Source organism: Marinobacter alkalisoli (assembly GCF_045449795.1).
In the GTDB taxonomy this organism is placed as follows: Bacteria; Pseudomonadota; Gammaproteobacteria; order Pseudomonadales; family Oleiphilaceae; genus Marinobacter.
In genome coordinates this window covers 549171-570912 of sequence record NZ_JBJJLB010000016.1, presented here as the reverse complement: position 1 = coordinate 570912, position 21742 = coordinate 549171, and the positions used below count along the sequence as shown (strand labels likewise).

At 57.5% G+C, this 21742-nt stretch carries 22 protein-coding genes; 9 read left to right on the top strand and 13 right to left on the bottom strand.

The window, feature by feature from the left end; all coding sequences use genetic code 11:
• Position 1: 1 nt before the first annotated feature.
• The 8 genes from ACJO3M_RS07135 to ACJO3M_RS07100 all read right to left on the bottom strand — a co-directional run bounded on the left by ACJO3M_RS07135 (position 2) and on the right by ACJO3M_RS07100 (position 9768).
• Positions 2-1243: a tetratricopeptide repeat protein gene (locus ACJO3M_RS07135; RefSeq protein ID WP_407000687.1), complete on the bottom strand. Its 1242-nt coding sequence runs from the start codon at positions 1241-1243 to the stop codon at positions 2-4.
• 1 nt (position 1244) lies between these two features.
• Positions 1245-1916, bottom strand: a complete 672-nt coding sequence (locus tag ACJO3M_RS07130) for an energy transducer TonB (protein WP_407000686.1) — start codon at positions 1914-1916, stop codon at positions 1245-1247.
• Between the two features lie 8 nt (positions 1917-1924).
• Positions 1925-2332 (bottom strand): ExbD/TolR family protein, encoded by a 408-nt coding sequence (locus tag ACJO3M_RS07125; RefSeq protein ID WP_407000685.1) that lies wholly within the window; start codon positions 2330-2332, stop codon positions 1925-1927.
• Positions 2325-2903 carry a MotA/TolQ/ExbB proton channel family protein gene (locus tag ACJO3M_RS07120; protein WP_407000684.1) on the bottom strand — a complete coding sequence of 193 codons (579 nt, stop codon included), beginning with the start codon at positions 2901-2903 and terminating at the stop codon, positions 2325-2327. The genes ACJO3M_RS07125 and ACJO3M_RS07120 overlap by 8 nt, the downstream gene beginning before the upstream one ends.
• Positions 2900-4315: a MotA/TolQ/ExbB proton channel family protein gene (locus tag ACJO3M_RS07115; RefSeq protein WP_407000683.1), complete on the bottom strand. Its 1416-nt coding sequence runs from the start codon at positions 4313-4315 to the stop codon at positions 2900-2902. Before ACJO3M_RS07115 ends, ACJO3M_RS07120 begins: the two co-directional genes overlap by 4 nt.
• A complete protein-coding gene (locus ACJO3M_RS07110; protein ID WP_407000682.1) occupies positions 4312-5127 on the bottom strand; it encodes a DUF3450 domain-containing protein in 816 nt (271 codons plus the stop codon). Before ACJO3M_RS07110 ends, ACJO3M_RS07115 begins: the two co-directional genes overlap by 4 nt.
• A 94-nt stretch (positions 5128-5221) precedes the next feature.
• The gene (locus tag ACJO3M_RS07105) at positions 5222-7144 is read right to left on the bottom strand and encodes a phytase (protein ID WP_407000681.1); all 1923 of its coding nucleotides are present in this window, start codon (positions 7142-7144) and stop codon (positions 5222-5224) included.
• A 74-nt stretch (positions 7145-7218) separates the two neighbouring features.
• Positions 7219-9768 (bottom strand): TonB-dependent receptor, encoded by a 2550-nt coding sequence (locus ACJO3M_RS07100; RefSeq protein WP_407000680.1) that lies wholly within the window; start codon positions 9766-9768, stop codon positions 7219-7221.
• A gap of 327 nt (positions 9769-10095) precedes the next feature.
• Here ACJO3M_RS07100 and ACJO3M_RS07095 point away from each other — a divergent pair, with 327 nt between their 5' ends.
• Both ACJO3M_RS07095 and ACJO3M_RS07090 read left to right on the top strand, forming a co-directional pair.
• Positions 10096-11019: a GGDEF domain-containing protein gene (locus ACJO3M_RS07095; protein WP_407000678.1), complete on the top strand. Its 924-nt coding sequence runs from the start codon at positions 10096-10098 to the stop codon at positions 11017-11019.
• Positions 11016-12062 carry an AraC family transcriptional regulator gene (locus tag ACJO3M_RS07090; RefSeq protein WP_407000677.1) on the top strand — a complete coding sequence of 349 codons (1047 nt, stop codon included), beginning with the start codon at positions 11016-11018 and terminating at the stop codon, positions 12060-12062. Before ACJO3M_RS07095 ends, ACJO3M_RS07090 begins: the two co-directional genes overlap by 4 nt.
• Positions 12063-12123: 61 nt before the next feature.
• Here the strand turns inward: ACJO3M_RS07090 and ACJO3M_RS07085 are convergent, their stop codons facing one another.
• The 5 genes from ACJO3M_RS07085 to ACJO3M_RS07065 form a co-directional block, all read right to left on the bottom strand.
• Complete coding sequence (locus ACJO3M_RS07085) at positions 12124-12978, bottom strand: PA4780 family RIO1-like protein kinase (RefSeq protein WP_407000676.1); 855 nt, start codon at positions 12976-12978, stop codon at positions 12124-12126.
• Positions 12979-13076: 98 nt separating this feature from the next.
• Entirely contained in the window at positions 13077-13871 is a 795-nt protein-coding gene (locus ACJO3M_RS07080) for an RES family NAD+ phosphorylase (protein WP_407000675.1), read from the bottom strand.
• Entirely contained in the window at positions 13868-14233 is a 366-nt protein-coding gene (locus ACJO3M_RS07075) for an antitoxin Xre/MbcA/ParS toxin-binding domain-containing protein (RefSeq protein WP_407000674.1), read from the bottom strand. Before ACJO3M_RS07075 ends, ACJO3M_RS07080 begins: the two co-directional genes overlap by 4 nt.
• Before the next feature lie 73 nt (positions 14234-14306).
• Positions 14307-14963: a transglutaminase-like cysteine peptidase gene (locus tag ACJO3M_RS07070; RefSeq protein ID WP_407000672.1), complete on the bottom strand. Its 657-nt coding sequence runs from the start codon at positions 14961-14963 to the stop codon at positions 14307-14309.
• An 8-nt stretch (positions 14964-14971) separates the two neighbouring features.
• Complete coding sequence (locus ACJO3M_RS07065) at positions 14972-15631, bottom strand: type II secretion system protein N (RefSeq protein WP_407000671.1); 660 nt, start codon at positions 15629-15631, stop codon at positions 14972-14974.
• A 190-nt stretch (positions 15632-15821) separates the two neighbouring features.
• On the opposite strand from ACJO3M_RS07065, the gene gspE reads away from it, so the two are divergent.
• From gspE to gspK, 7 genes are read left to right on the top strand one after another with little or no spacing between them, the layout of a single operon-like run.
• Entirely contained in the window at positions 15822-17330 is a 1509-nt protein-coding gene (gene gspE / locus ACJO3M_RS07060) for a type II secretion system ATPase GspE (protein ID WP_407000670.1), read from the top strand.
• A 4-nt stretch (positions 17331-17334) separates the two neighbouring features.
• Positions 17335-18549: a type II secretion system inner membrane protein GspF gene (gene gspF / locus ACJO3M_RS07055; protein ID WP_407000668.1), complete on the top strand. Its 1215-nt coding sequence runs from the start codon at positions 17335-17337 to the stop codon at positions 18547-18549.
• Between the two features lie 60 nt (positions 18550-18609).
• Positions 18610-19074, top strand: coding sequence for a type II secretion system major pseudopilin GspG (gspG, locus tag ACJO3M_RS07050; protein WP_407000925.1), 465 nt, complete (start codon positions 18610-18612; stop codon positions 19072-19074).
• Between the two features lie 6 nt (positions 19075-19080).
• On the top strand, positions 19081-19611 hold the full coding sequence (gspH, locus tag ACJO3M_RS07045; protein WP_407000666.1) for a type II secretion system minor pseudopilin GspH: 531 nt from the start codon (positions 19081-19083) through the stop codon (positions 19609-19611).
• A complete protein-coding gene (gspI, locus tag ACJO3M_RS07040; RefSeq protein ID WP_407000665.1) occupies positions 19608-19982 on the top strand; it encodes a type II secretion system minor pseudopilin GspI in 375 nt (124 codons plus the stop codon). The genes gspH and gspI overlap by 4 nt, the downstream gene beginning before the upstream one ends.
• Positions 19982-20737 carry a type II secretion system minor pseudopilin GspJ gene (gene gspJ / locus ACJO3M_RS07035; RefSeq protein WP_407000663.1) on the top strand — a complete coding sequence of 252 codons (756 nt, stop codon included), beginning with the start codon at positions 19982-19984 and terminating at the stop codon, positions 20735-20737. The genes gspI and gspJ overlap by 1 nt, the downstream gene beginning before the upstream one ends.
• A complete protein-coding gene (gene gspK / locus ACJO3M_RS07030; RefSeq protein WP_407000662.1) occupies positions 20734-21741 on the top strand; it encodes a type II secretion system minor pseudopilin GspK in 1008 nt (335 codons plus the stop codon). Before gspJ ends, gspK begins: the two co-directional genes overlap by 4 nt.
• Position 21742 lies beyond the last annotated feature (1 nt).

Genomic DNA, 21742 nt, shown 5'->3' with positions numbered 1-21742 from the left:
GTCATCTCTTATCCTCTTTTAAAGAACGGGTGGATGAATGGCTGGCAAGGGCAGTGGCATCGGTTGCCGTGAGCTGGTTCATATAGTCGAGCCACTGACCGGCTCGTTCCTGAGTGCTGGAGTGTCTGGTGGCCCGGGTCAACGCATCTTTGGCTTTTGGGTGATTGCCGCTGCGCATCTCGGCTATGCCCAGAAGGAGCAGGGTTTCCGGATTATCCGACCCGCTCTTGGCGACGGCTTTCTGAAGCCAGCGTGCTGCACGGTTCCATTTCTGGCTTTGCAACAGCAGACGACCAGCCATCAATTCACTTTCGCCATTGCGGGTCTGGCTGGATAAATCCTCAAGAATCGCCAGCGCCTGATCAGGCTCATGGGCCTGTATCCAGGCCTGGGCCAGTTCGAATCTGTTTTTGTCAGAGGCGGGCATCACACGCAGATTGATGGCCTCCTGAAGCCGTAGGGCCGCTTTACGGGGCTGGCCCTGGTGCAGGTGCAGGCTGATCAGGGCGCGCCATTCCGCTTCGGATTCCAGGCGTTGGTCGCTGTACAGGCTTTCCATGAGGGCGAGCTGGTGCTTGTAGTTCTCTTGAAGGCCGTACAGGCTTGCCAGGGCCTTGAGGTACTGCGTTTTCGGGAAGCGTTCGGCAAGGGTTTCCAGTACGCCAATCGCGCTGCCATGGTCATCCAGTTGCTGATAGCAGGCGCGTAGCAGATTAAGAACCTGCTCGGAAGCGTCGGTGTCACCCAGGCCTTCAAGCGATGTTGCCGCTTCCCGATAGCGTTCAAGCTGGTAAAGGCTGTGGGCCTGCAACATGGCGAGCTGGGAGTCATTCCTCACATCCCTCGGGGCCATTTCGCTCAGGACATTCAGCGCCTGCTGCCAGTCCCCATTCTGGTAATGCAGTTGGGCAAGGTTGCGCCGGGCACTCTGGTGTAGTCCCTCCGGTACTTCTTCAAGGCCCATGATTCTTTGATAGTGGCGAATGGCCGCCGGGTAATCGTGTTGTTGAATTGCCAGATAGCCGCGAAGGTTGAGTACCTGGGAGCGTTCATAGGTAGTCAGATTGTTCTGCTGGCCCATTTCGCCCAATTGCTTGCTGGCGGGCGCGTATTGGCCGTCCTGAATCTGGGCTTTGACGGTCTCCAATGCGTTGTAGACCGATTCCCGCATGGCATTGCCATACGATGCCGGTGACAACCCGAGAACAACGGTAAATACGAGGGAGTACAGGGGCGTTTTCACGTTACTGTTCCTCTATACGGAATTTGAAGACGTTGCGGACTCCGGAAACCGCCACCGGTTGACCATCCGCCGTCCGCGGCTGGTAACGAAACCGGGCGGCGGCTTGCAGAGAAGGCTTTTCGAACAGGTAGCTATCGCAGGCGGATTCGATCACCCGGATATCCGCCACGGTTCCATCTTTCCTGACCGTGTATTCCACCGTGCAATTGCCTTCCACGCCTCTCATCAGCGCTCGCTCCGGATACCGGGGGGCAATTTTCGCCAGGGGCTGAAATTCGCCCTGTTGCCGTGCGCCGAGGTTGAAGCCGCCGGCATCAAGTGCCAGCCCACCGATGGCGGGCACGGCCGGCGTGGGCAACGGCGAGGGCGCGGGCGCATCCGTGGCAACCGCCGGTACGTCCGGGGTTTTGGGCGTTGGCTTCGGCTTTGGTGGCGGCTCCGGTTTCTGCCGTTGCTCCTTTACCGGGGGCTCGGGCGGAATTCGCACGAAATCCAGTGACACCCGCTCGCTTGTACCGGTGTCACCAACGTTTTCCATCAGGACCAGCTGCCTTATGCCCGTGACGAGGGTGGCGGCAAGCAACAGACCGATTGCCGACGCCATCAACCAGAAAGCCGGGTGCCGTCGGGGTTTCAGGGCTTTCGCTATCATGGGTGAGTGCAGGGTATTCATGGCAGCCATCACCGCTTTGTCGCCAGGGCTATATCCACGACGCCGGCCCGGCGGGTGGCATCCATCGCGGCCACAAGTGTCCGGGTCGAGGCCTCCGCATCGGCTTGTATGACCACCGCCCCCCTGGGGTTTTCGGAATGCAACCGGGCCACGATGCCGGTAATGGAGTCCGTGCCCACTTGTCGACCGTCTATCCAGACCGCGTCGGAGTCATCAATGGCGATCAGAATGGCGGCATTGTCCCGGGATTCGGCTGTCGTGGCCTCGGGCCGCTCCACTTCAATGCCGGATTCACGCACGAATGACGCGGTTACCAGAAAGAAAATCAGCAGAATGAACACCACATCCAGCATGGGTGTGACGTCAATCGTGCTCTCGTCTGCCGGCTCGTTATCATTCCAGGCAAATCTACGCATGGGCTACTACCTCCTGATATGCGTTGTCGGGGCTGCGAACTGCCGGAGATTCGCTGAGAAGGTGCGTCGCCTGCCGTTCGGCGCGCTGGGTCAGTCTGGTCAGAAGCAAGGTGGCCAACAGCCCGGTGAGGCTGACGACCATGCCGGCCAATGTGGGCAATGTGGCGCGGGACACGCCGTCAGCCATGGCTCTGGCATTGCCGGTCCCCGTGAAAGCCAGCACATCAAAGACCGTGAGCATGCCGGTGACTGTGCCCAGCAGGCCGAGCAGAGGGCATATGGCAACCAATACCCGGATCGCGGGCTGATTCCGTTCAAGTCGCTGGCGGGTGATGGAAACCAGTCTCTCCCGCAGTTTCTGTTCTACCCAGACGGATGCCGGGGTTAGCTGTTGCCACACTTGCGCCAATTGCGTCCGGAAGCGCGGAAACGCAATGAACAGATAGATAGTGCGTTCGGCCAGCAACGCCCAGAGCAGGGCGCTGGTCAGGGCAATCAGCCACATGACCGGGCCACCCTGATCGAGAAAAGCGGCCATATCCATGAACAGGGTTTCCAGCGTTGCACTCATGATGTGGCAAGCTCTGGTTGAGTCGCTGGAACTGGCTCCCGATCGATTCGAGGCGCTTTATCAGCAGCCCGGAAGTTTTCTGCAATAATCCCTGCCGCCTGTTCTTCAAGTACTTGCCAGATACTTCTGGCGCGAGCACTGACCAGGGTGTGCATCAGCAGAACCGGTATCGCCGTTGCCAGGCCAAGAACCGTGGTGACCAGCGCCTGGGAAATACCTCCGGCCATCATTTTCGGGTCACCATTTCCGAACAGGGTGATGGACTGGAAGGTAAGGATCATCCCGACGACGGTGCCTAACAGGCCCAGCAGGGGAGCAACGGTGGCAATAATCTTCATAAGCGCCAGGCCCCGGTGAATGGCTGGCCGCTCACGCAAAAGCGCCTCGCCCATCGCGACTTCCAGGGACTCCGGGTCTGTGCGTCGCATCTCCCGTGCGGCATTCAGAATTCGACCCAGGGGATTGCTGCCCGGTGTTCCGGGATTACGGGCCTGCCGGTTCACCCTGCCGCTCATGAGTCCCAGAATGACAAGGCGCTCCAGGGCCAGTAACAGGCCAATAGCACCCAGCGCCAGAATGACATAACCAACAACGCCGCCCTGGCGTATGCGCTCTGATAAGTCCGGAACCTGAAGGAGCATATCCAGCAATTGGCCGCGGGTCGGGTCCAGCGAGACGGTTACTGGCTGAGAGGCATCTTCCGGGTTCTCCGGTACCTGGTATTGGCGGCCAGGCTGTTGCGCCAGCTCGGTCAACGTCGTGCTGGCGGGAAGATACTGCAGGTACTGGCCTTCGCTGACGACGTTGAAAGTGCCAAACCGGGTGACCTGTTTTGCTTCCGTGGCCCCGGAAAGTGAGGTGACCTCCGCATCGAAACTCCGGGCCTGGCCGGATGCCGCCAGCTCCTGGTGCAATTCAAGCCAGAACCGGCGAATGTCCTTCACGTCCGGAAGGCCAGAGTTGGTTTCCAGTGAACTGATAAAACCCGCCAGAAAAGCATCCCTTTCCGGAAACTGGAGATGGGTTGGGGAATCTTTCAGGGTGGCCCGGATCTGGCCGGCGGAATTGGCGAGCACCCCGAACAGTTCCTGCAGGTCACCGAGCGCTTCATCCCGGGTCTGCCTCAGTTCAGTCAGGCTTTCCTGATTGTCCTCGAACCGTTGTTCAAGGTGTTTGCTCTGTTCACGGGCATCCGCTACTTTCTGCTTCAGGGCGGCAAGCCGAGCTGCCTGTTCATCCCTTTGCTGGACGAACCGTTCAATGCGCGCCTGCTGTTCCGAGCGATCTTCGGTGGCGGCAGCCCTGACTTGCTGTAACAACTGGTCCAGAGACAGGGGGCGCTCCTGCGCCTGTGTATTGCAAGCCAGGAAGGAGATTCCGACAAGGATGCAGGTCAGAAAGGAAGACTTCATGGTTTCAGACCTCCGTTGTCAAAGTCGCTACTGGCGGTAAAAACCGGCACGGTGAGCAGATCGGGCGCTGCCTGTTTACGAGCAATTTTGTTGGCCTGGTCAAAGGCGCGATTCCATTCATTCGCCGCCAGCCGCTGCCATTCCCCGGCGTCCGGATTCCAGATGCCCAGCTCCTTCCGGTCCAGTGAGCGGTAAAGCAGCGTGAGGCGGCCAATACGCAACATATCCACTTCCCGGCTGTTGTCACCGGTAGCCAGTTGTTCCCGCCAGGATTCGATGTTCCGGCCATAATCCAGCTCAGTCTGGTAGGTCTCCAGTACTCGTCGGAGGGTGACGGCCAGGGAGTCGGCGGGGTCTTCGAGACTGTCCTGCAGTGCAGCCACTGCGCGTCTGCGATCTTCAACCAGGAACGGTTTGTCCAGGGAGACAAAGTCTTCCAGGCTTGAAATCATATCGGTCACTATGGGGAGCAGCCGTTGCTCAAGTCCGCGTGAGTTATCAACGTTCTGCTCCAGGGTGTTGATATCCTTTTCCTGGTTGGCAACCTGTGTTGAAACGAGTTTGTTGTAGGCCGACAGTTGCTTGGCTTCCATCAGCAACTGCTGGTATTCAGCAACCAATTGCCGACTCTCTTTGTCCAGTCCGGCAACGGTTCGCTCCGCTTTGCTGGTTTGCTCAACCCGATCAACTGCCTGTCGGTTCAGATCGTCCAGGTCGGCAGATTCAACGGTAGCGGTAAACAGTGTGAGTGACGCAGCGAGGCTCGCTGCCAGACCGATACCGGTCTGTTGCTTGCGATGGGGATAATGCACAAGAACGTTCCTCGGTTACTTTTAGAGTGTGGCCAGACTATGGCTATTTTGTGACACTTCAGGGACACCCTTCGGGTGCCCCTTTCCGTGAGGCTCAGCGTTCCAGGTTCAGGGCTTCGCGGATGTACCGCCAGGGTACGGATTTGAAGTTCTGGGCCTGGGCGGGCAGAACGTTGCGACCGTCCTGGACCACCAGCATTCCCTCACTCCAGATGCCTCCAAGATCCGCCGAAGTTGCCGCGATGCCGTCTGTTTCGGAGGCGCCGTCAATGGCCTTCCTGTGGTTGATGCCAATCCTGAATTTGCCACGGAACTCGTAGGGCGCTTCAGCGTTGTAAACCACATAGGTGTTGTCGCCCTGGCTGGAGACCACCAGGTAGTCCCGGGTCTCGCCGCGATAGAACGTCAGGCCCTCGATGTCGTCCGTCAGGTGGTCACCGATGCTGTCCACCATCGACAGTTTGCTGTCTGAGTCCGGCTCGGCATCCAGTGCCCAGACTGCGTTATCCTCTTCACCAACAAACAGCTGCTGCCTCTGATCGTCAGCCACACATCCCTCGGGCTGGGAGTCCACCCGGAATTCACGCACAAGCTCGCCGCCCCAGCGCTCATCGGTCAGATCCAACCGGAATTGATGAAACCGACCGTCTTTATCATTGGCGATGGCGTAGGTGCCGGTATCAGACTGGTACATGCACAGGCCGTAGATTTCGGGCAGGTCTGTCGGCACCTCTGTGACGGGAATGACGGAAGCCCGGTCACGGTCAATGGCAAACAGGCTGAGGCTGTTTCGGGTGCGATTGGTGGCAACGGCAATGTCCACTGTTTTGCCCTGGTAAGGCACGCCATACCGAATGTCGACATTGTTGACACGGCCGACTTCAAGACTCTGGCGTTCTTCGCCATCCAGGCCGTAGACCAACAAGCCATTGCGCTTATCAGTACCCAGGATCAGGCTCCTTTCCGGATGCTCAGGGTTCACCCAGATCTCTGGATCGTCAGCCGCATCGCCAATCGTCGCAACCGGTGCCGTCTGCATTTCGGGCTTGACCTTCGGATAGCTGGCAGCAACCGGGGGCGGCGTAACGGCGAATGGCAGGTTTGCCAGCTTGAGCTGTTCGCTGTTTTCATCAAACAGAACCGCGTCAATCTGTTGGTTCCTGAGGATCGCGGTCATTGTGTCCGCAGCTGTGCTATCGCCAAGATTGACGGTGCTTTGGTGCTCATAGCCTTCATCTGTGGCCTGGATCAGATGAAGGGCAGGGTGGTCCAGTTCAAAGGCAATCAATCCGCCCGGTACCGTAGCCAAACCTTTCGGTCCATTGCCCAGCTCACCAAAAGGCCCTGCCATCGCAACCGGGCTGCGGGCCAGTTCCGCTTCAGGGCTGGCGTCATAGGCCCATATACCCACGCCTTCCTCTGCGATGAAGAGGGTGTCTGTTCTGTCATCGGTTGCGCAGGTTTCGCCGCCCGCGGGTATGGGCAGGTCCCGAACCGACGCGACCTGGAAGTCGCCTTCCCCGGATTGGGTGATCAGGTATTGGTGTGCAAAGTATTTTTCGCTCAGGGCAAATAAATAGAGATCTTCGTTGTCTTCATCGTGGAAAAGGCATAGGCCCTCAAGGGGAAAGCCGCGCGGCGTTAACGCGGTGCGGCTCTCGATGGCGTTACCATCCTCGGACAGGGTAAACAGCAGGGGTTCCGCCGTTTCCGGGTTATAGCTGGCGAACAGTTCCAGTTTTTTTCCGTTGAGGCGTACGGTCCTTGAATCCAGAAATTCCGCCTTGGTCTGCCACTGGTCGACCATGCTGCCATCACTGGCGAACAAGGCGATCCCATCCCGTTCGCTGGTGCTTAGCCAGTGGCTATTGGCCCCGGCAGGGCGAGCCCATTCGCCAGCGATTGGCAAAGTGGCAAGTTCCGATGTCTCCACGGGGGATTTAACGGAGGAAGTGCAACCTGCAAGGGTGGTTGCAGCAATAACGGCTGAAAGTAGATTTTTGCGTGTTACAAACATTACGTTTATCCGGTTTAGCTGTGTGGTTCGATTGCAGCCCCGGGCGGGATGACCGGGGCAGAGTCCTTGATGCTTCAGAAGCTGGTCATGGTGAGAGAGAGGCGATAGGTGCGGCCGTATTCCTCATACTGCGCGTTGAACCGTTCTCCCCCTTTGCCGGTGTAGGCGTAATAGGGGCGGTCAGTGAGGTTCACTGCATCGAACTGCACCATGAGGTTGTCCATCAGGTAATAGCTTGCCGTCAGATCCAGCTGGAAATGGTCACCCTCGTAAAGATCGTGGCGTTCGTCGGCGACATCGGGAATTTCTATGAGGTAATCAGACTTATAGTTACCGGCAAGGCGAATGCTGGCGCGGTCTGTCTCGTAACCAAGAGTCAGGTTGCCGGTGGTGTCGGATTGGCCTGGCAAGCGAACATCGCGGCGTACAGGGGTACCGTCATCGAAGGAGGTCACCGTGGCATCGGAACGGGTCCAGGTGCCATTGGCGCCAACGATCAGACCGTTCCATGGCGAGGGCAATGTGCTGAACTTATGGGAGTAAGCCAGTTCAAAGCCCCGAACTTCGGCGGTATCCCCATTCTCAAAGGTTTTCGCCTCTGAGAAGTCGGCCCATTCACCCGTTCCGGCGATATCGGTGGAGTAGATGAAATTGTCGATACGCTTGTAGAAGGCATAGGCGGATATGGCGCTGGTCGGGCCCATGTAGTGCTCGATGCCAACATCGAAGTTGTCTGATTCCAGAGGGTCGAGATCCGGGTTCCCGAATTCTGCCTCATCATCCTCAATAACGAACGCGGGAGACAACTGCCCGAAAGTGGGGCGTGCCAGCGACTGGGTCAGCGAAGCGCGCAGCTGAGTGCGGTCAGTAAGCTCATAACGAGCATGAAGAGATCCCAGCAGGTTGCTGTAATCATTGTCGACTCTGTTTGCCTGAAATGCGCCATCCTCGAGCTTGGAGCCCCGGGCTTCCAGATCCGTGTCCTCGTAGCGGAAACCACCAAGAAGACGCAGGCCACGGATATCAATCCTGCCCATCAGATAGGCCGCGTTGATGTCTTCATCAATCTGGTAATCGTTGATGCGCGACTCTTCCTCGTCGAAGTAGTCCTCCCTGCCAAGGTCGGAGACAAGATCCCGGATGGCGTCAGCGTTCAGGTCACTTCCGATGCGCCCCGGATTGTAGTCCAGCTCGCCGCCTGCATAGTTGCCCATTCCCAGGCGATCGCCGCTGATGCCTGCATCTTCAAAATCTTCATAAACCCACACGTCTTCGTCGGTTTCTTTTGTGCGCTGGCTGGCCTTGGCGCCGAATTTGATCAGGCCCGGATGGGCCCCAAACATCAAATCCCGGGTGATATCGAAGCGAATGTTTTTTTCTTCATCCGTTGCTTCGCTGTCTGTCATTTCCACTTCATCCAGGGTGAAAGAAGACGACTGATACAGCGATCCAGGGCCGAAGACGTCGGGTTTTCGAGTACCACGGAAGCCCACGCCCTCGAATGGATCGGCGGCGACGAAAACGGCGCCGCCGAGACCGTCATCTTCTTTCTCAGACGCTTCGCTGGCACTGACGCTGTACTCAACGAGCCAGTCCCGCAACCTGTGTTCGCCCCCCAGGGACGCCGACAGGATTTCCTGGACCTCCTCCCGGGCCTTCAACTCACGTTCGACTTCTGCTGCTCCCGAAGCGCCTGCTGCCAGGGGATCTTCAAACTCAAAGATGTTGGCCACGCGCTGCTCATCATCCGAGTAACGGCTGTACATCGTTCTCAGGTAAAACAGGTTGTCCGGGTTCAGTTCGAGATCCAGGTTCACCGCGGCGCCCAGGCGTTCCCGGGTGATCAGATAGTCCCTTTGTTCGATTTCCTCCAGCACAGCCGGATCTTCATCAAAGTCCCAGGCACCGCCGGTTTCAACGTTGTCAGAGCCGAATTTCCGTTCTTCCCAGCTTACAGCGCCAGCAACACCCAGGCGGGCGCCATCAGAGCCGATATCCAGCGTCGTTCCACCCGATAAAGCGCCGGCTGGGCTGGTTTCATCCACCAGTTCGTTATGGCTCATTTCGACTTTTGCCTTGCCGAACGGTTCGTTCTTGTCCAAAGCGGAAATGCTCTTCGCGTCAATGTTTCCGCCGATACCGTTAGCGTCCATGTCTGGCGTGGGCGCCTTGGTGACGACCAGGGAAGAAACAAGACCGGAAGGCAGCACATCCAGTGCGACGGCCCGGCGGTCACCTTCGGGTGCCGGCAACTGAGCACCGTTGATGCTGACACTATTGAGGTCAGGGCCCAGGCCACGAATGCGGACAAAGCGGCCTTCCCCCTGATCCCGCTCTATCGAGATACCCGGCAGTCTTTGCAAGGATTCGGATACGTTGGCATCGGGAAGCGAGTTGATAGCATCGGACGTCACGATGGTTTGGAGGTTGTCAGACATTCGCTGTTGATTCAGGGAAGTGCGCAGGCGAGCGGCCTGGCCAACGACGGTCACGGTTTCCGCCGATGTGTCTGCGGGCGTCTCACTTTGACCAAAGGCGGCCGGGGCCGCCGCGGTGCCCATGCATGCGACGGCGATAGCCGCAGCCAGTCGCGAACGTTTCAATCCAGTCGGTGCAGATGTCATTCGAGCGAATCCTTATGTTTGTTTCCAGGAGCTGGCAGCGACATTAGGATTCGAATGTGTCGAAGCGGTTACACTTTTTTTAATGCCCCGTTTATTCAGGCACTTACGAACGGTTTAAGGCACTTGGTGAGCCGAAACGACCACGTGGTCTGCGAGCCTGGAACGGCTGTGCATCGGCGGTTTGCCCGGTAAAGGGCCTCAGCCCAACCTTTTTCGCCAGCAATGACATCTGAAACCCTGAGCCAATTTGACCCCCATTCCCCGTCACATAAGTGCAACCATGCTGTGCTATAGCTGCCACCGAACTTGAAACCAGTGGATAGCAAAATGACTCTGACTACCCTCAAACCACACCGTGGGAAACTGCTGATGCTGGCGGTTATTGCGAATGCATCACTTGTTGCAAGTCTGATCCTCGGAGATGTGAAAGCACGGTCGGAAATCGATTGGCTCGATGTGTTCGGCGAGGGCGGTGGCGCCGCCATGGTGTTGACCTGGTTGATTCTTATTCTTCGCAGCAGGCCGGCAGGGCGGGTCAGTAACATTCTTTCCGCAGGTTTTGGACTTGTATTTATCGCACTCTGGCAAGACAACCTGGACGAGTTCGTACAATTTCCTGATGCGCAATGGTGGGACACCTGGCTGGAGTCGGTAACTCTGCCTATCGGCATGGCCCTTGTAACCTGGGGGATGTTCCACTGGCATCGGGAACAGTTGGTGATTACAGAACAGCTGCGTGGGCGTGAGCTCACCATCAGAGAGCATACGCAGGTGGATTCCGTTACCCAGTTAGCCAAATCAGAGTACCTGGACGGTCAGATTGAAATGGAACTCCAGCGTTTGGACGAGAGAATCATTCCTCCGTCTCTGTTGATGGTTGATGTCGATGGCTTCGATGCCGTGAACCGTGAGTACGGCACGAGCGAGGGAGACCGCTTGCTGAAGGTTATCGGTGAGCTACTCATAATGAATGTGCGCCGCAACGATCTGGTTTGCCGGTTCGCCGGTGACCGTTTCGCTGTATTGCTTCCGGGGACTGGCCTGCCTTTGGCCAGACTTATGGCGGAGGAGATTTCCAATGCGGTGCGTCACCTGGCACACAAAACCGCATTGCAGGGCAACACCGTCAATGTATCGGTGAGCGTCGGGGTTGCCCACGCCAGGTCGGCCAGTGCCGCCGAATTACTGGAGCGTGCGAACTATGCTCTTGCTTTGGCCAAGGCTGAACCTCGCCGGGGACATGCCGCATGAGCAACAAAGCAGACCGTCCAGAGTTTTACACCGCAGAGGAACAGGTGTTGCCCGCGCATCATCAGGCGGCATTGCTGGTTGAGCTGGCTTTAACCCGCAACATGCGGGAAGACCGGTTGCTCAAACACACCGGATTGTTCCCCAGCGACATTCGCAAGGCGAACCACAAGTTATCGGCGGCGACCTTTCGGCGCCTGATCCTGAATGTCGCAAGTCAGGGCGATGGTTCTGAGTTGAATCTGTTGTGGGGCAGCCAGCTGTTTCCCGGTCATTACGGCCCTCAGAGTACGCTCCTGGCCCACTCCGGGAACCTCATGGAGTTTCTGCAGACGCTGATCAGATTCCGGTTTCACCTGTGCCCTTTTATGACACCTCATCTGGTCAGAGATGAGCGATGGTCCTATTTGTACTGGACGGATGCTGGCGGTGCAGGAAGGGCAAGGCCGTTTCTCGTGGCTGCCCTGATTTCAGGTGTGCGGAGTGCGACCAACTGGTTATCGGGCGAGACGCTGCCCTGGCAGGTTTGCCTCAAACAGCCTAAACCAGTAGACACATCGGACTATCTGGTTGCCTTTGGGGAGTCCGTTCGATTTGAGGCAGGCATCGATTTGATGCGAATCGAGAGCCACTGGCTGTTCAAGCCCTGGGACGGGACATCAGAAATGGTTCGGGCTTCTGCTCTTGCCGAATCAGAGCAAGTGCTGGGTAAGGCCGATCGAAGACACGGATTGCCGGAACTGGTTTACCGCGTGATGCGACGTCACCCAGACGTCTTTGGCAGCCTGGATGCTATCAGTGAATACCTGGGAATGAGTTCCGCGACCCTCAAGCGCCGGCTAAAGGAATGTGATGCCACCTACCAGGCCATACATGACGAGGTACGGCTTCATCTCAGCCTGTACCAGTTTTATATCAAGGGGTGGAGCCAGGAGGACGTGGCCAGTTACCTGAATTGTTCCGATGACGCCAATTTCCGAAGGATGTTCAAGCGATGGACCGGACTGACTCCAACTGAATACCGAAAACACTTTCAGTTTCAGTGAGGGGGGATAGGTATCAAGAACCTTTCAGAATTATTGTCGGCTATGAACCAGCCCGAGCGGTTCAATCGTCATCTTCTATTAAGGTTCTTTCCTGCCGCTCCATCTCTTCCAGTCTCGCGGCATCGATCACCGCTAACAGGTCATCGACATCCGCACTGTGGGTATCGTGCTCGAAGCAGCCGGTGAGCTTGCTGTCAGCGCTTAGTTCGCCGCTCTCATAGAGCGCCCATATCTCCAGGCCGTAATCCGTTGCCAGCAGGTCTGGTGCGTATTTGCCAAAGTGGCGGCGCATGTTGTCGACATCCCGCAGCAGCATGCGCTGGGCACTGTTATTGCCTGCGGCGTTGACGGCCTGGGGCAGGTCAATGATCACCGGGCCCTGGGCATCCACAAGCACATTGAACTCGGACAGGTCACCATGGATAAGGCCTGCGGCAAGCATACGGACGATCTCCGCCAGGACCTGGCCGTGGTAAAGTCGTGCCAGATCGGGGGTAAGCGTAACGTCATCGAGTCGTGGTGCGGCTTTGCCGTCTTCATCGGCAATCATTTCCATCAACAGCACGCCATCCACAAATCCCAGAGGCTGGGGCACCCGCACGCCGGCCGCTTCCAGCCGGTACAAGGCATCGACCTCAGCATTGAGCCAGGCGTCCTCCTGCTCTTTCTGGCCATAGCGTGTTTTCTTGCTCATGGCTCTGGCACGTCGGCTGTTCCGTACTTTCCGGCCTTCCTGGTATTCCACGGCTTGCTTGAAGCTGCGCTTCTGAGCTTCCTTGAACACTTTGGCACAGCGCAGATCGTCACCGCAGCGCACCACATAAACCTGTGCTTCCTTGCCGCTCATCAGTTGGTACATCACTTCGTCCACCATGCCGTCGTCGACAAGGGGCTGTAATCTCTTCGGTACTTTCATAAAGCCTTTCTGCTTAACCGTAAGTTGATCTGGCACAAGGCGTCATATATACCACGTTTGGCTAGCCGATACTGTTGCAAAGAGAGGGGGGCGGGTTCTCAACTCGCCGGGCACGGTAACCTGCCACCCACCAGAAATGTTTCCCGGCTGAACGCTGAGGCCGTTTTCTTTCCATCCTCGTTGGTCAGGCTCATGGTCACGGTGCTCGGGTCTGCCATCATGATCAGGCGATAGCGACTTCTCGGCTTCCTGTCTTTCAGCGCCCGCGGGGAAAACAGGGCGGCGTTTACCCCTTCCATGCCATTTGATTGAGAATAGGGTAATCGATAGAGATCAGCTTGCCGGGCTCGTGCTGAAAGGAACTGAAACCCTTCAATTCCGGATTCCCTCATTGCCGTCCCCAGTTGTTGGCAAGCGTCATAACGGGCGGGATGGGTGAGATCTTCGTGGAGATCTGCCCAGGCGTTATCCTGCAAGCGAATTCCGCGACTGGTGCGCATTCTCGTGGCGAACAGGGTGTGCAGGGTTTTCAGCGGCCTGGGGTAGGGCGACACCATGTCGTTGATAAAAACAAAGCGGTAGAACGCTGCTTCCGCCAGTGCTGTATTGACCGTCATGGCACCGTAGAAAAGGCTTTTTTCAAAGGGGCGGCCAAAGCGGGAGCCATATTTCAGGGGCGGATAGCGGAAGGGCGTGGCCAGCAGGTAGTGAAGGTTTTCAGTGCCTTCGGGCCGAGGCGGCTTGCTGCGATCAAGCAGCGCTTCAAGCCGCATCTGCTCCTCGATGTTATCCACCAGTTCGGTGGTGGCAATTTCCTCCTGGGATTCCACGACCCGGTAGATGGTGCCCTGAACCACCGTGGCATCAGATTCGATGCGATCCCGAAGGTTCAAATCTTGCCCCGCATGGCGTCAAGATAGTAAAGCACACGTACCAGTCCTTCGGCGCTACGAATCATGTCCCTGGGAACATCGGAGAAATAACGGTTCTCCGTATTGAGCCAGTGCTGCATGGCGGCCTCATCACCGCCCACCAGCGCGTAAACACTGCGATACACGCGGACGAACAGCAAGGCGAGTTCACCGGCTTTGCTGGATGGGTCGACCCCGTCCCGGGCCAGGCCGGTGCGATTGCGCCCCACGATTTCAGCCAGATCCGCCTGCGTCAGTCCCATGGCTTTGCCGGCATTAACCAGAGCCTTGCCCAGCAGCGCGCGGTCACTGGTTTGCTGTTTGATGTCGGAAACGGTGGTCATGTGCGGTCTCCGTTAATGATGTCTGTTTTTCACATTATAGTCGATATGAGTGAAAAAATGCACAAGCAAAAGGTTACCGGAGAGCTTCAATCAACCGCTTGTTCACATCCTGCCAATGATCCAGCTTGCCGGCTTCGCCAATGCGTTTTTGTCTGCCTCCGGATCGGTTAAGCCACAAACCCTCACCGTTGAAACTGTAGACCGGTTCCAGGTCATTTCTGCGGGAGGCGGGTCTGATCTCATTGATCAGGTTATCCAGAATCAGGGGATCGGCGTCCGGTTCCGGATACCAGGCGAGGACCATATGAGCCTGGTTCAGTTCCAGTGCCTTGACATAGACGATCCTGAGCTCCTCATCGGGAACGCCCATGGATTTGAGAGTCAGGTATTTGGCGATCGAGAAATCCTCGCAGTCACCGCCATTGGTGGTCAGCAGTTCCACCGGAGTTGCCCAGTAGTCTTCCTCCCCCCAATGCTCCATATCGGTAATAAAGCGGGCCCGGTTAAAGAATGAATTCACCAGAGCCAGCTGCCGCTCCCTCGGGGCATTTTTAGCCACTTGATGCAGGTTCTGCCAGCTTTCCAGCCGGCCGCGGGCTTCCTGCCCGAACTCTTCCTGAACGTAGCTTAGCAGGCGGTCGCCAAGCTCAAAGGCAGCCACTGCGGTGACCAGCAATAATACGGGAAGCAGGAAACTGCGGCGGCGAAACGTCCGGGCTGCCGTTTCCATGGTCGGACTCAGTTGTTGTTGTTCCGCAGGCGTTCGCGGAGTTGTTCGAGTCGCCGACGAATTTCCTCTCTGCGCTGTTCATCGGCGGCGGGGGAGGATGTGTTGCTCGCCGGTGAAGCGCTGGGGGCTGCTTCCTGCGTCTGTGGTTCGGCAGTGCCGGACCCGTCAGCGGCGAACTCCAGTCCGGTGCGGTCTTCAGATTCGGGAAAGTACAGGTTCTCCAGTTTTCCGCTACGCTCAATAATGACCCGGTTGGCGTGAACCGCGCGTAGTTTGGCATTGCCGGGCAGCTCGTCACCGACCAGGTAAGCTTCCGTCTGGCTTTTATCGTCTTCGATCAGGGCGCTGCCGGGGAATTCTCCGTCCGCTGCCAGCACCCCGCGCAAAAATAGCCGCAGGTTGGTTTCAGGCAGGTTTTCGGTATCAATTTGCTGGTCGCCCGCAGATTCCCCGGCGGTGCCGAACAGGTCAAGAGAGGCCAGTTCCACCTCGGGGGTGGTCTGGTTCCCGGAATCGGCTTTCCTGTCGGCGGCCGCCCTCTGTTGCTGGCTGTCGCGCTGGGATTCCTGTTGCCAGAAGCGGTAGGCCTGCCAGGACGTCAGGGCGATCATCGCGACGACGACGGCAGCGGCCAGAAGCATGGGTAACCGGGTGTTGTTCAAAGGCATTGGATGTCCCGACAGTGAATTTACGACCCTGGAAAAAGATCACAGGTTATCAGACTGCAAAGGTTAAATGGCAGTATAGTGTATAGAGTTATTCAGCGGGTCCATATCCTATGGTAGCCTTTCTGAATTAATTGAATAAAAAGGGTTTCCGGATAATTTATCCGCGCCTGGCAACAAAACGAGGACGACCTTGAATACAGACCACGAACTTCAGCCGCAGGATGCTCCGGTGGGCCGTCTTCCTTTCGCGTTCGCCAAACGCAACGGCGTGATACTGACCCGAGAGGAAGATGGTGAGCCAGTCATTCTTGTGCGTCCCGGAGCCAGCCATTCCGCCCTGGCCGAGGCCAACCGTATCAGTGGTGGCCGCGCCCGGTTCTCCACCATTGATCCCGATCGCTTTGATGCAGCCCTGAATGCGGCCTACCAGAACGACTCCGCCGAGGCCATGCAGATGGTGGAAGGCATCGGCGATGATATGGATCTCGCTTCCCTGGCGGACTCCGTGCCGGAGACGGAAGACCTGCTGGAGCAGGAGGACGACGCACCGATCATCCGTCTGATTAACGCCATCCTGACCGAAGCGGTCAAGACCAACGCCTCGGACGTGCACATCGAAACCTATGAAAAGCGCCTGGTGGTCCGTTTCCGTGTGGATGGCGTGCTGCGGGAAGTGGTTCAGCCGAAACGCGCACTGGCGCCTTTGCTGGTTTCCCGTATCAAGGTCATGGCAAAGCTGGATATCGCCGAGAAGCGCGTGCCCCAGGATGGCCGGATTGCGTTGCGGGTTGCCGGGCGAGAGGTGGATATCCGGGTATCCACCATGCCGTCCTCCAGCGGTGAGCGCGTGGTGCTTCGTCTGCTGGACAAGCAGGCAGGCAATATCCGCCTGGAATCCCTCGGCATGGCCGGGCGGGATCTCAAGGTCCTTCGCCGGCTGATTTACCGCCCTTACGGGATCTTGCTGGTGACCGGTCCCACCGGTTCTGGTAAATCCACAACCTTGTATGCGTCGCTACAGGAGATCAACGACCGCAGCCGCAATATCCTGACGGTCGAGGACCCCATTGAGTACAACCTGCCGGGCATCGGCCAGACCCAGGTCAACACCAAGGTCGATATGACCTTCGCCCGGGGGCTGCGGGCGATTCTGCGCCAGGACCCGGATGTGGTCATGATCGGTGAGATCCGCGATCTGGAAACCGCTGAGATTGCCGTTCAGGCGAGTCTCACCGGCCACCTGGTGCTCTCCACGCTGCACACCAATACTGCTGTGGGCGCCATTACCCGCCTGATGGATATGGGCATCGAGCCGTTCCTGATCTCCTCCAGCCTGGTGGGTATCGTGGCCCAGCGTCTGGTCAGGGTGCTTTGCAAAGAGTGTTGTGAACCCTATACGCCGAGCGAAGAGCATTGCGAATTTCTGCAACAGGATCCGGCTAACCCTCCAACCATCTACCGTGCAAAGGGGTGTGATCACTGCAATCAATTGGGCTATCGCGGCCGAATCGGTATTTACGAAGTGGTTGAGATCACCGACGAAATCAGCGCTCTCATCCACAAACGGGCAGGGGAGCTGGATCTGGAGCACGAGGCCCGTTTGTCCGGCCCCAGTATCCACGCAGACGGTGTTCTCAAGATTCTTGAAGGCGTCACAACCGTTGAAGAGGTCCTTCGCGTGACCCACCGGAGCCAGTAACCCCATGCCCGCATTTGATTACAAGGCCCTCGACGCCCGCGGTAAACAGAAACAGGGCGTACTGGAAGCGGATGCTCCGCGGGCGGTCAGGCAACAACTCAGGGAACGGGGGCTGACACCGCTGGAAGTGGCGCCGTCCACCGAAAAACAGGCCCACGGCCAGAACCCTCTGAGCAACCGCGGCAGCCTCGCGGCTGCTGATCTGGCGCTGGTGACCCGACAGCTGTCAACACTGATCCAGTCCGGTATCCCGGTGGAACAGGCCCTGTCCGCAGCTGCCCAGCAGTCCTCCAAACCCCGCATCCGCAGCATGCTGATCGCCATTCGCGCTAAGGTGATGGAAGGCTATAGCCTGGCGGACAGTCTGGGTGAGTTTCCCCGGGCCTTTCCCCGGTTGTACCGTTCCACGGTTTCTGCCGGGGAACACGCGGGCCACCTCGACCTGGTGCTGAACCGGTTGGCGGATTACACGGAAGCCCGGCAGGAGGCCCGCCAGAAAATCCAACTGGCGGCGATCTACCCGATTATCCTGAGCGTGGTTGCCATCGCCATTGTTGTTTTTCTGCTGACCTATGTGGTTCCCGATATCATCGAAGTTTTCGTGAAGCAGGGCCAGGATTTGCCGGCCCTGACGGTGGCGATGTTGTCGGTGTCGGAATTTCTCGGAAACTTCGGTGTCTACCTTCTGATACTTATCATCGTTGGCATTGTCGGGTTCCGGCTATCGCTGCGTAAGCCTGCGTTCAGGCTGAAGTTCCACCGCTGGTTGCTGAGCATGCCGCTGTTTTCCGGCATGGTGCGGGGGGTGAATACCGCTCGCTATGCCAGTACGCTCAGTATCCTGACCACCAGTGGCGTGCCACTGGTGGATGCCATGCGTATCGCCGGGGAGGTGTTGTCCAACGATTACCTGCGCCAGGAGCTGCGTGATGCGGCCCGCAAAGTCAGTGAAGGCGGTTCCCTTCACCGCTCGCTGGATCAGACGGGGTATTTCCCGCCAATGATGCTTCACATGATCGCCAGCGGTGAAGCGAGTGGTGAGCTGGACAGCATGCTGGAACGGACCGCGAAAATGCAGGAAAACACCCTGCAATCAAAAATTGCAGCGATTGTCGGTCTGTTTGAACCAATGATGCTGTTATTCATGGGCGTGGTGGTGCTGATCATTGTATTGGCCATCATGCTGCCGATTCTCAATATGAGCAATCTGGTCGGCTGATCCCGACATCGTTATCCCCAGAAAATGGAAAGAGAGCCCTTGCAAATGACGAGTAAAACTATGAAGCCTGACGTTACCCGGAATCCGTGCGACATCCGCCGAAAACATGGCGGCTTTACCCTGATCGAGATCATGGTGGTTATGGTCATCCTCGGTCTGCTGGTCGCGATTGTGGCCCCCAACATTATGGGGCGCAGTGACCAGGCCAAGGTGACTGTCGCGGAAACCCAGCTGAGCAACATCGCGAACGCGCTGGATCTGTATCGCCTGGACAACAGCCATTACCCCTCAACCCAGCAGGGCCTGGAAGCGCTGGTCAGCAAGCCCAGCGGCAGCCCGGAACCGAGGAACTGGAATCCGGACGGGTACCTGAAGAATGTGCCGGAAGATCCCTGGGGTTCTGAGTACCAGTATGTGAGCCCGGGCACCGAAGGCCCGTATGACCTTTATTCCTATGGTTCCGACGGCCAGGAAGGTGGTGATGGCGATGCCGCTGACATCAGTGTCTGGAAAACCGGGGATTAAGCAATAATGATAAAGCGGGCATCGGCCTCGGGCTTTACGCTGATTGAGATTCTGGTTGTTCTGATTGTTGTCGGGTTGCTTGCTGCCTTGGCAGTGCTGAACCTGGGCGGCGGGTCTCAACAGCGGGAGATGGAAAATCATGTCCGTGAGATGTTTTTGCTGATGCAAACCGCCTCGGAACAGGCTGTGCTGAATAACAAGGAATTGGGGCTCCTTCTTGAGGAAGGCAGCTACCGGTTCGTGACCCTCAACGAACAAGCCAACGAATGGACGCAGCCGGGTGAGCGGATGTTCCGCCAACGTAGCTTTCCCGACTGGCTTTTGGTGACTGAGTTTATCGAAAGTGACACCCCCAGACTTGCCTCTGAGGAAGACAAGTTGAGGCCGGATATTGTGTTTTTCTCCAGTGGAGAAACCACGCCGTTTGAAGTGGAATTCACCATTGGCAGTGACAGCTCCTACATGCACGTACTCGCCTCCGATGGGATCTCTCCCCTGGAGTGGCGTCGTCCGGGCGGTGATGAGGAGGAGCAGTGAGCAACCAGCGTGGCTTTACACTGATTGAAGTGCTGGTGGCGCTCCTGGTCTTCGGGTTGATAGCCACTGCTGCCGCCGAGGTGGGCAGTCAGTACATTGCCAGTTATGAGCGTATCCGGGATAAAACCATGGCGGGCTGGATTGCCGATAACCGTATCAGCGAACTCCGGCTCAGAGAGGGTATGCCCGGAATTGCCGAGAATTCCGATGACCTGGATTATGGCCCTTTCCGCTGGCAGGTAACCACCGCTGTCCTTGGTACGGAAGAACCCACCATGCGGCGTGTCGAGGTCACTGTTGCCCGTATCAGGGAAGACGGCAGTGATCCGGTGCCGGTCCACACGTTGTCCGCCTTCATTGGAGAGAATTGATGTCACAGAAGGGCTTCACCCTGATGGAGGTGTTGATCGCTGTGACGATTACAGCGGTGATCGGTCTGGGCGTGTGGCAGGTGCTCAGTGGCGTGGTGCAATCCCGGGACCGGGTGAACGATGTAGCCGATGAGTTTGACCAGTTGCAGCGCACCATGTTGCTTCTGGAACGGGATCTGACCCAGGTCATTAATAGGCCAGTGCGTGACATGTACGGCGATTACCAGCCAGCGCTGACCAGCCGTGAAGACGATTTTTCCCTGATCCTGACCCGGCAGGGGTGGCGTAATCCACTGGGAACCCGGCGGAGTTCCCTGCAGCGGGTCGGCTGGGAATATACCGGCGAGGAGTTGCGTCGCAGGTACTGGATCACCCTGGATCAGGGCCAGGAAGAAAACAGCCAGGATGTGTTGCTGCTGTCCGATGTGACTTCGTTTGAGGTCCGCTTTCTGGATGATCAGCGCAACTGGGCGGATGGCTGGCCCACTGAAGAAGCCATGGCAAGCCTCAGTCCGGGAGCAAGGCCCGACATACCGCTGCCGCTGGGCCTTGAAATCACCCTGGAGCACGAGCGCTTCGGCGAACTGGTTCGCACCTTCGCTTTTCCGGATTTTGACACCAGCGAGGCCCAGGGCATGGTGAATACGGTTAACGCGGGTGGCACTCAAACGGATTCGGGTACCGATGAGCAGGAAGATGAGGAAAATCAGAGCCAGGATCAGAATGGCCCATCCGCCCTGGGGAATCCCCAATGACCGCGCAAAGAGGTCTTTCCCTGCGTCGTGAGCGTGGTGTCGCCCTGATCATGGTGTTGTTGGCGATGGCTCTGGTGGTGATGCTCGCCACGGGCATGACCCAGCAACAAAGCGTTCGGGTTTTTCGGGCCGGTCATTACCTGGCGCAACAGCAGGGGCAAAGCGTTGCCCTCGGCACGGAAGCCTTTGCCCGGCAAATCCTGGTCCGGGATTTTGAGGAGGACAAGGAAGAAAACCTGATGGTCGACAGCCTGGACGAATTCTGGGCTGCCAATGCCGCCATTCTGCCTCTGGATGACAATGGCGTGGCCGAAGTTCAGATTGATGGTCTCGGCGGTCGTATCAACCTGAACGATCTGGTATCCGCTAACGGCCAGGTGGATCCGCTTACCCGCGATCGTCTTGCCCGACTGCTGGCAGCTCTGGGTATATCGGAAATTTCGGTTGATGTCCTGATAGACTGGATTGATCCGGATGACCAGACGGTCAGTGCCTACGGTGCGGAAGATGGACAGTACCTGATGGCGGATCCCGCCTTCCGCTCGGCGAACCAGCCATTCGTCAGCGTAACCGAACTCCGGCTCATTGAGGGGATGACCGAAGAAATCTACCGTTCTTTAAGGCGTCATGTGACGGCATTGCCGGTGACGGGCCTGGGGATTAACGTAAACACCGCAACCGCTCCGGTGCTGCGTTCACTGCACGCGGAACTGACACAGGCCCAGGCAGAGTCTATTCTTGAAAAACGGGAGGAAGAGCGGTTTGAAAATATTCAGGATTTCCTGGCCTTGCCGGAATTTGCGGGTCTTGGGCTGAAAGCCAACGGCCTGGGGCTACAAACCCGTTTTTTTGAGGTCGTTTCGCGAATTACCTATGATGATCGCGTTGCGAATCTGGTGAGCACCGTTTTCCGCAGTCCGGAAGGTGAGGTACAGACGGTTCACCGGGATACCGGGCAAAAGAACCGGATTACCAAAGAGCCTTATACTATTTCAGAAGGATAGA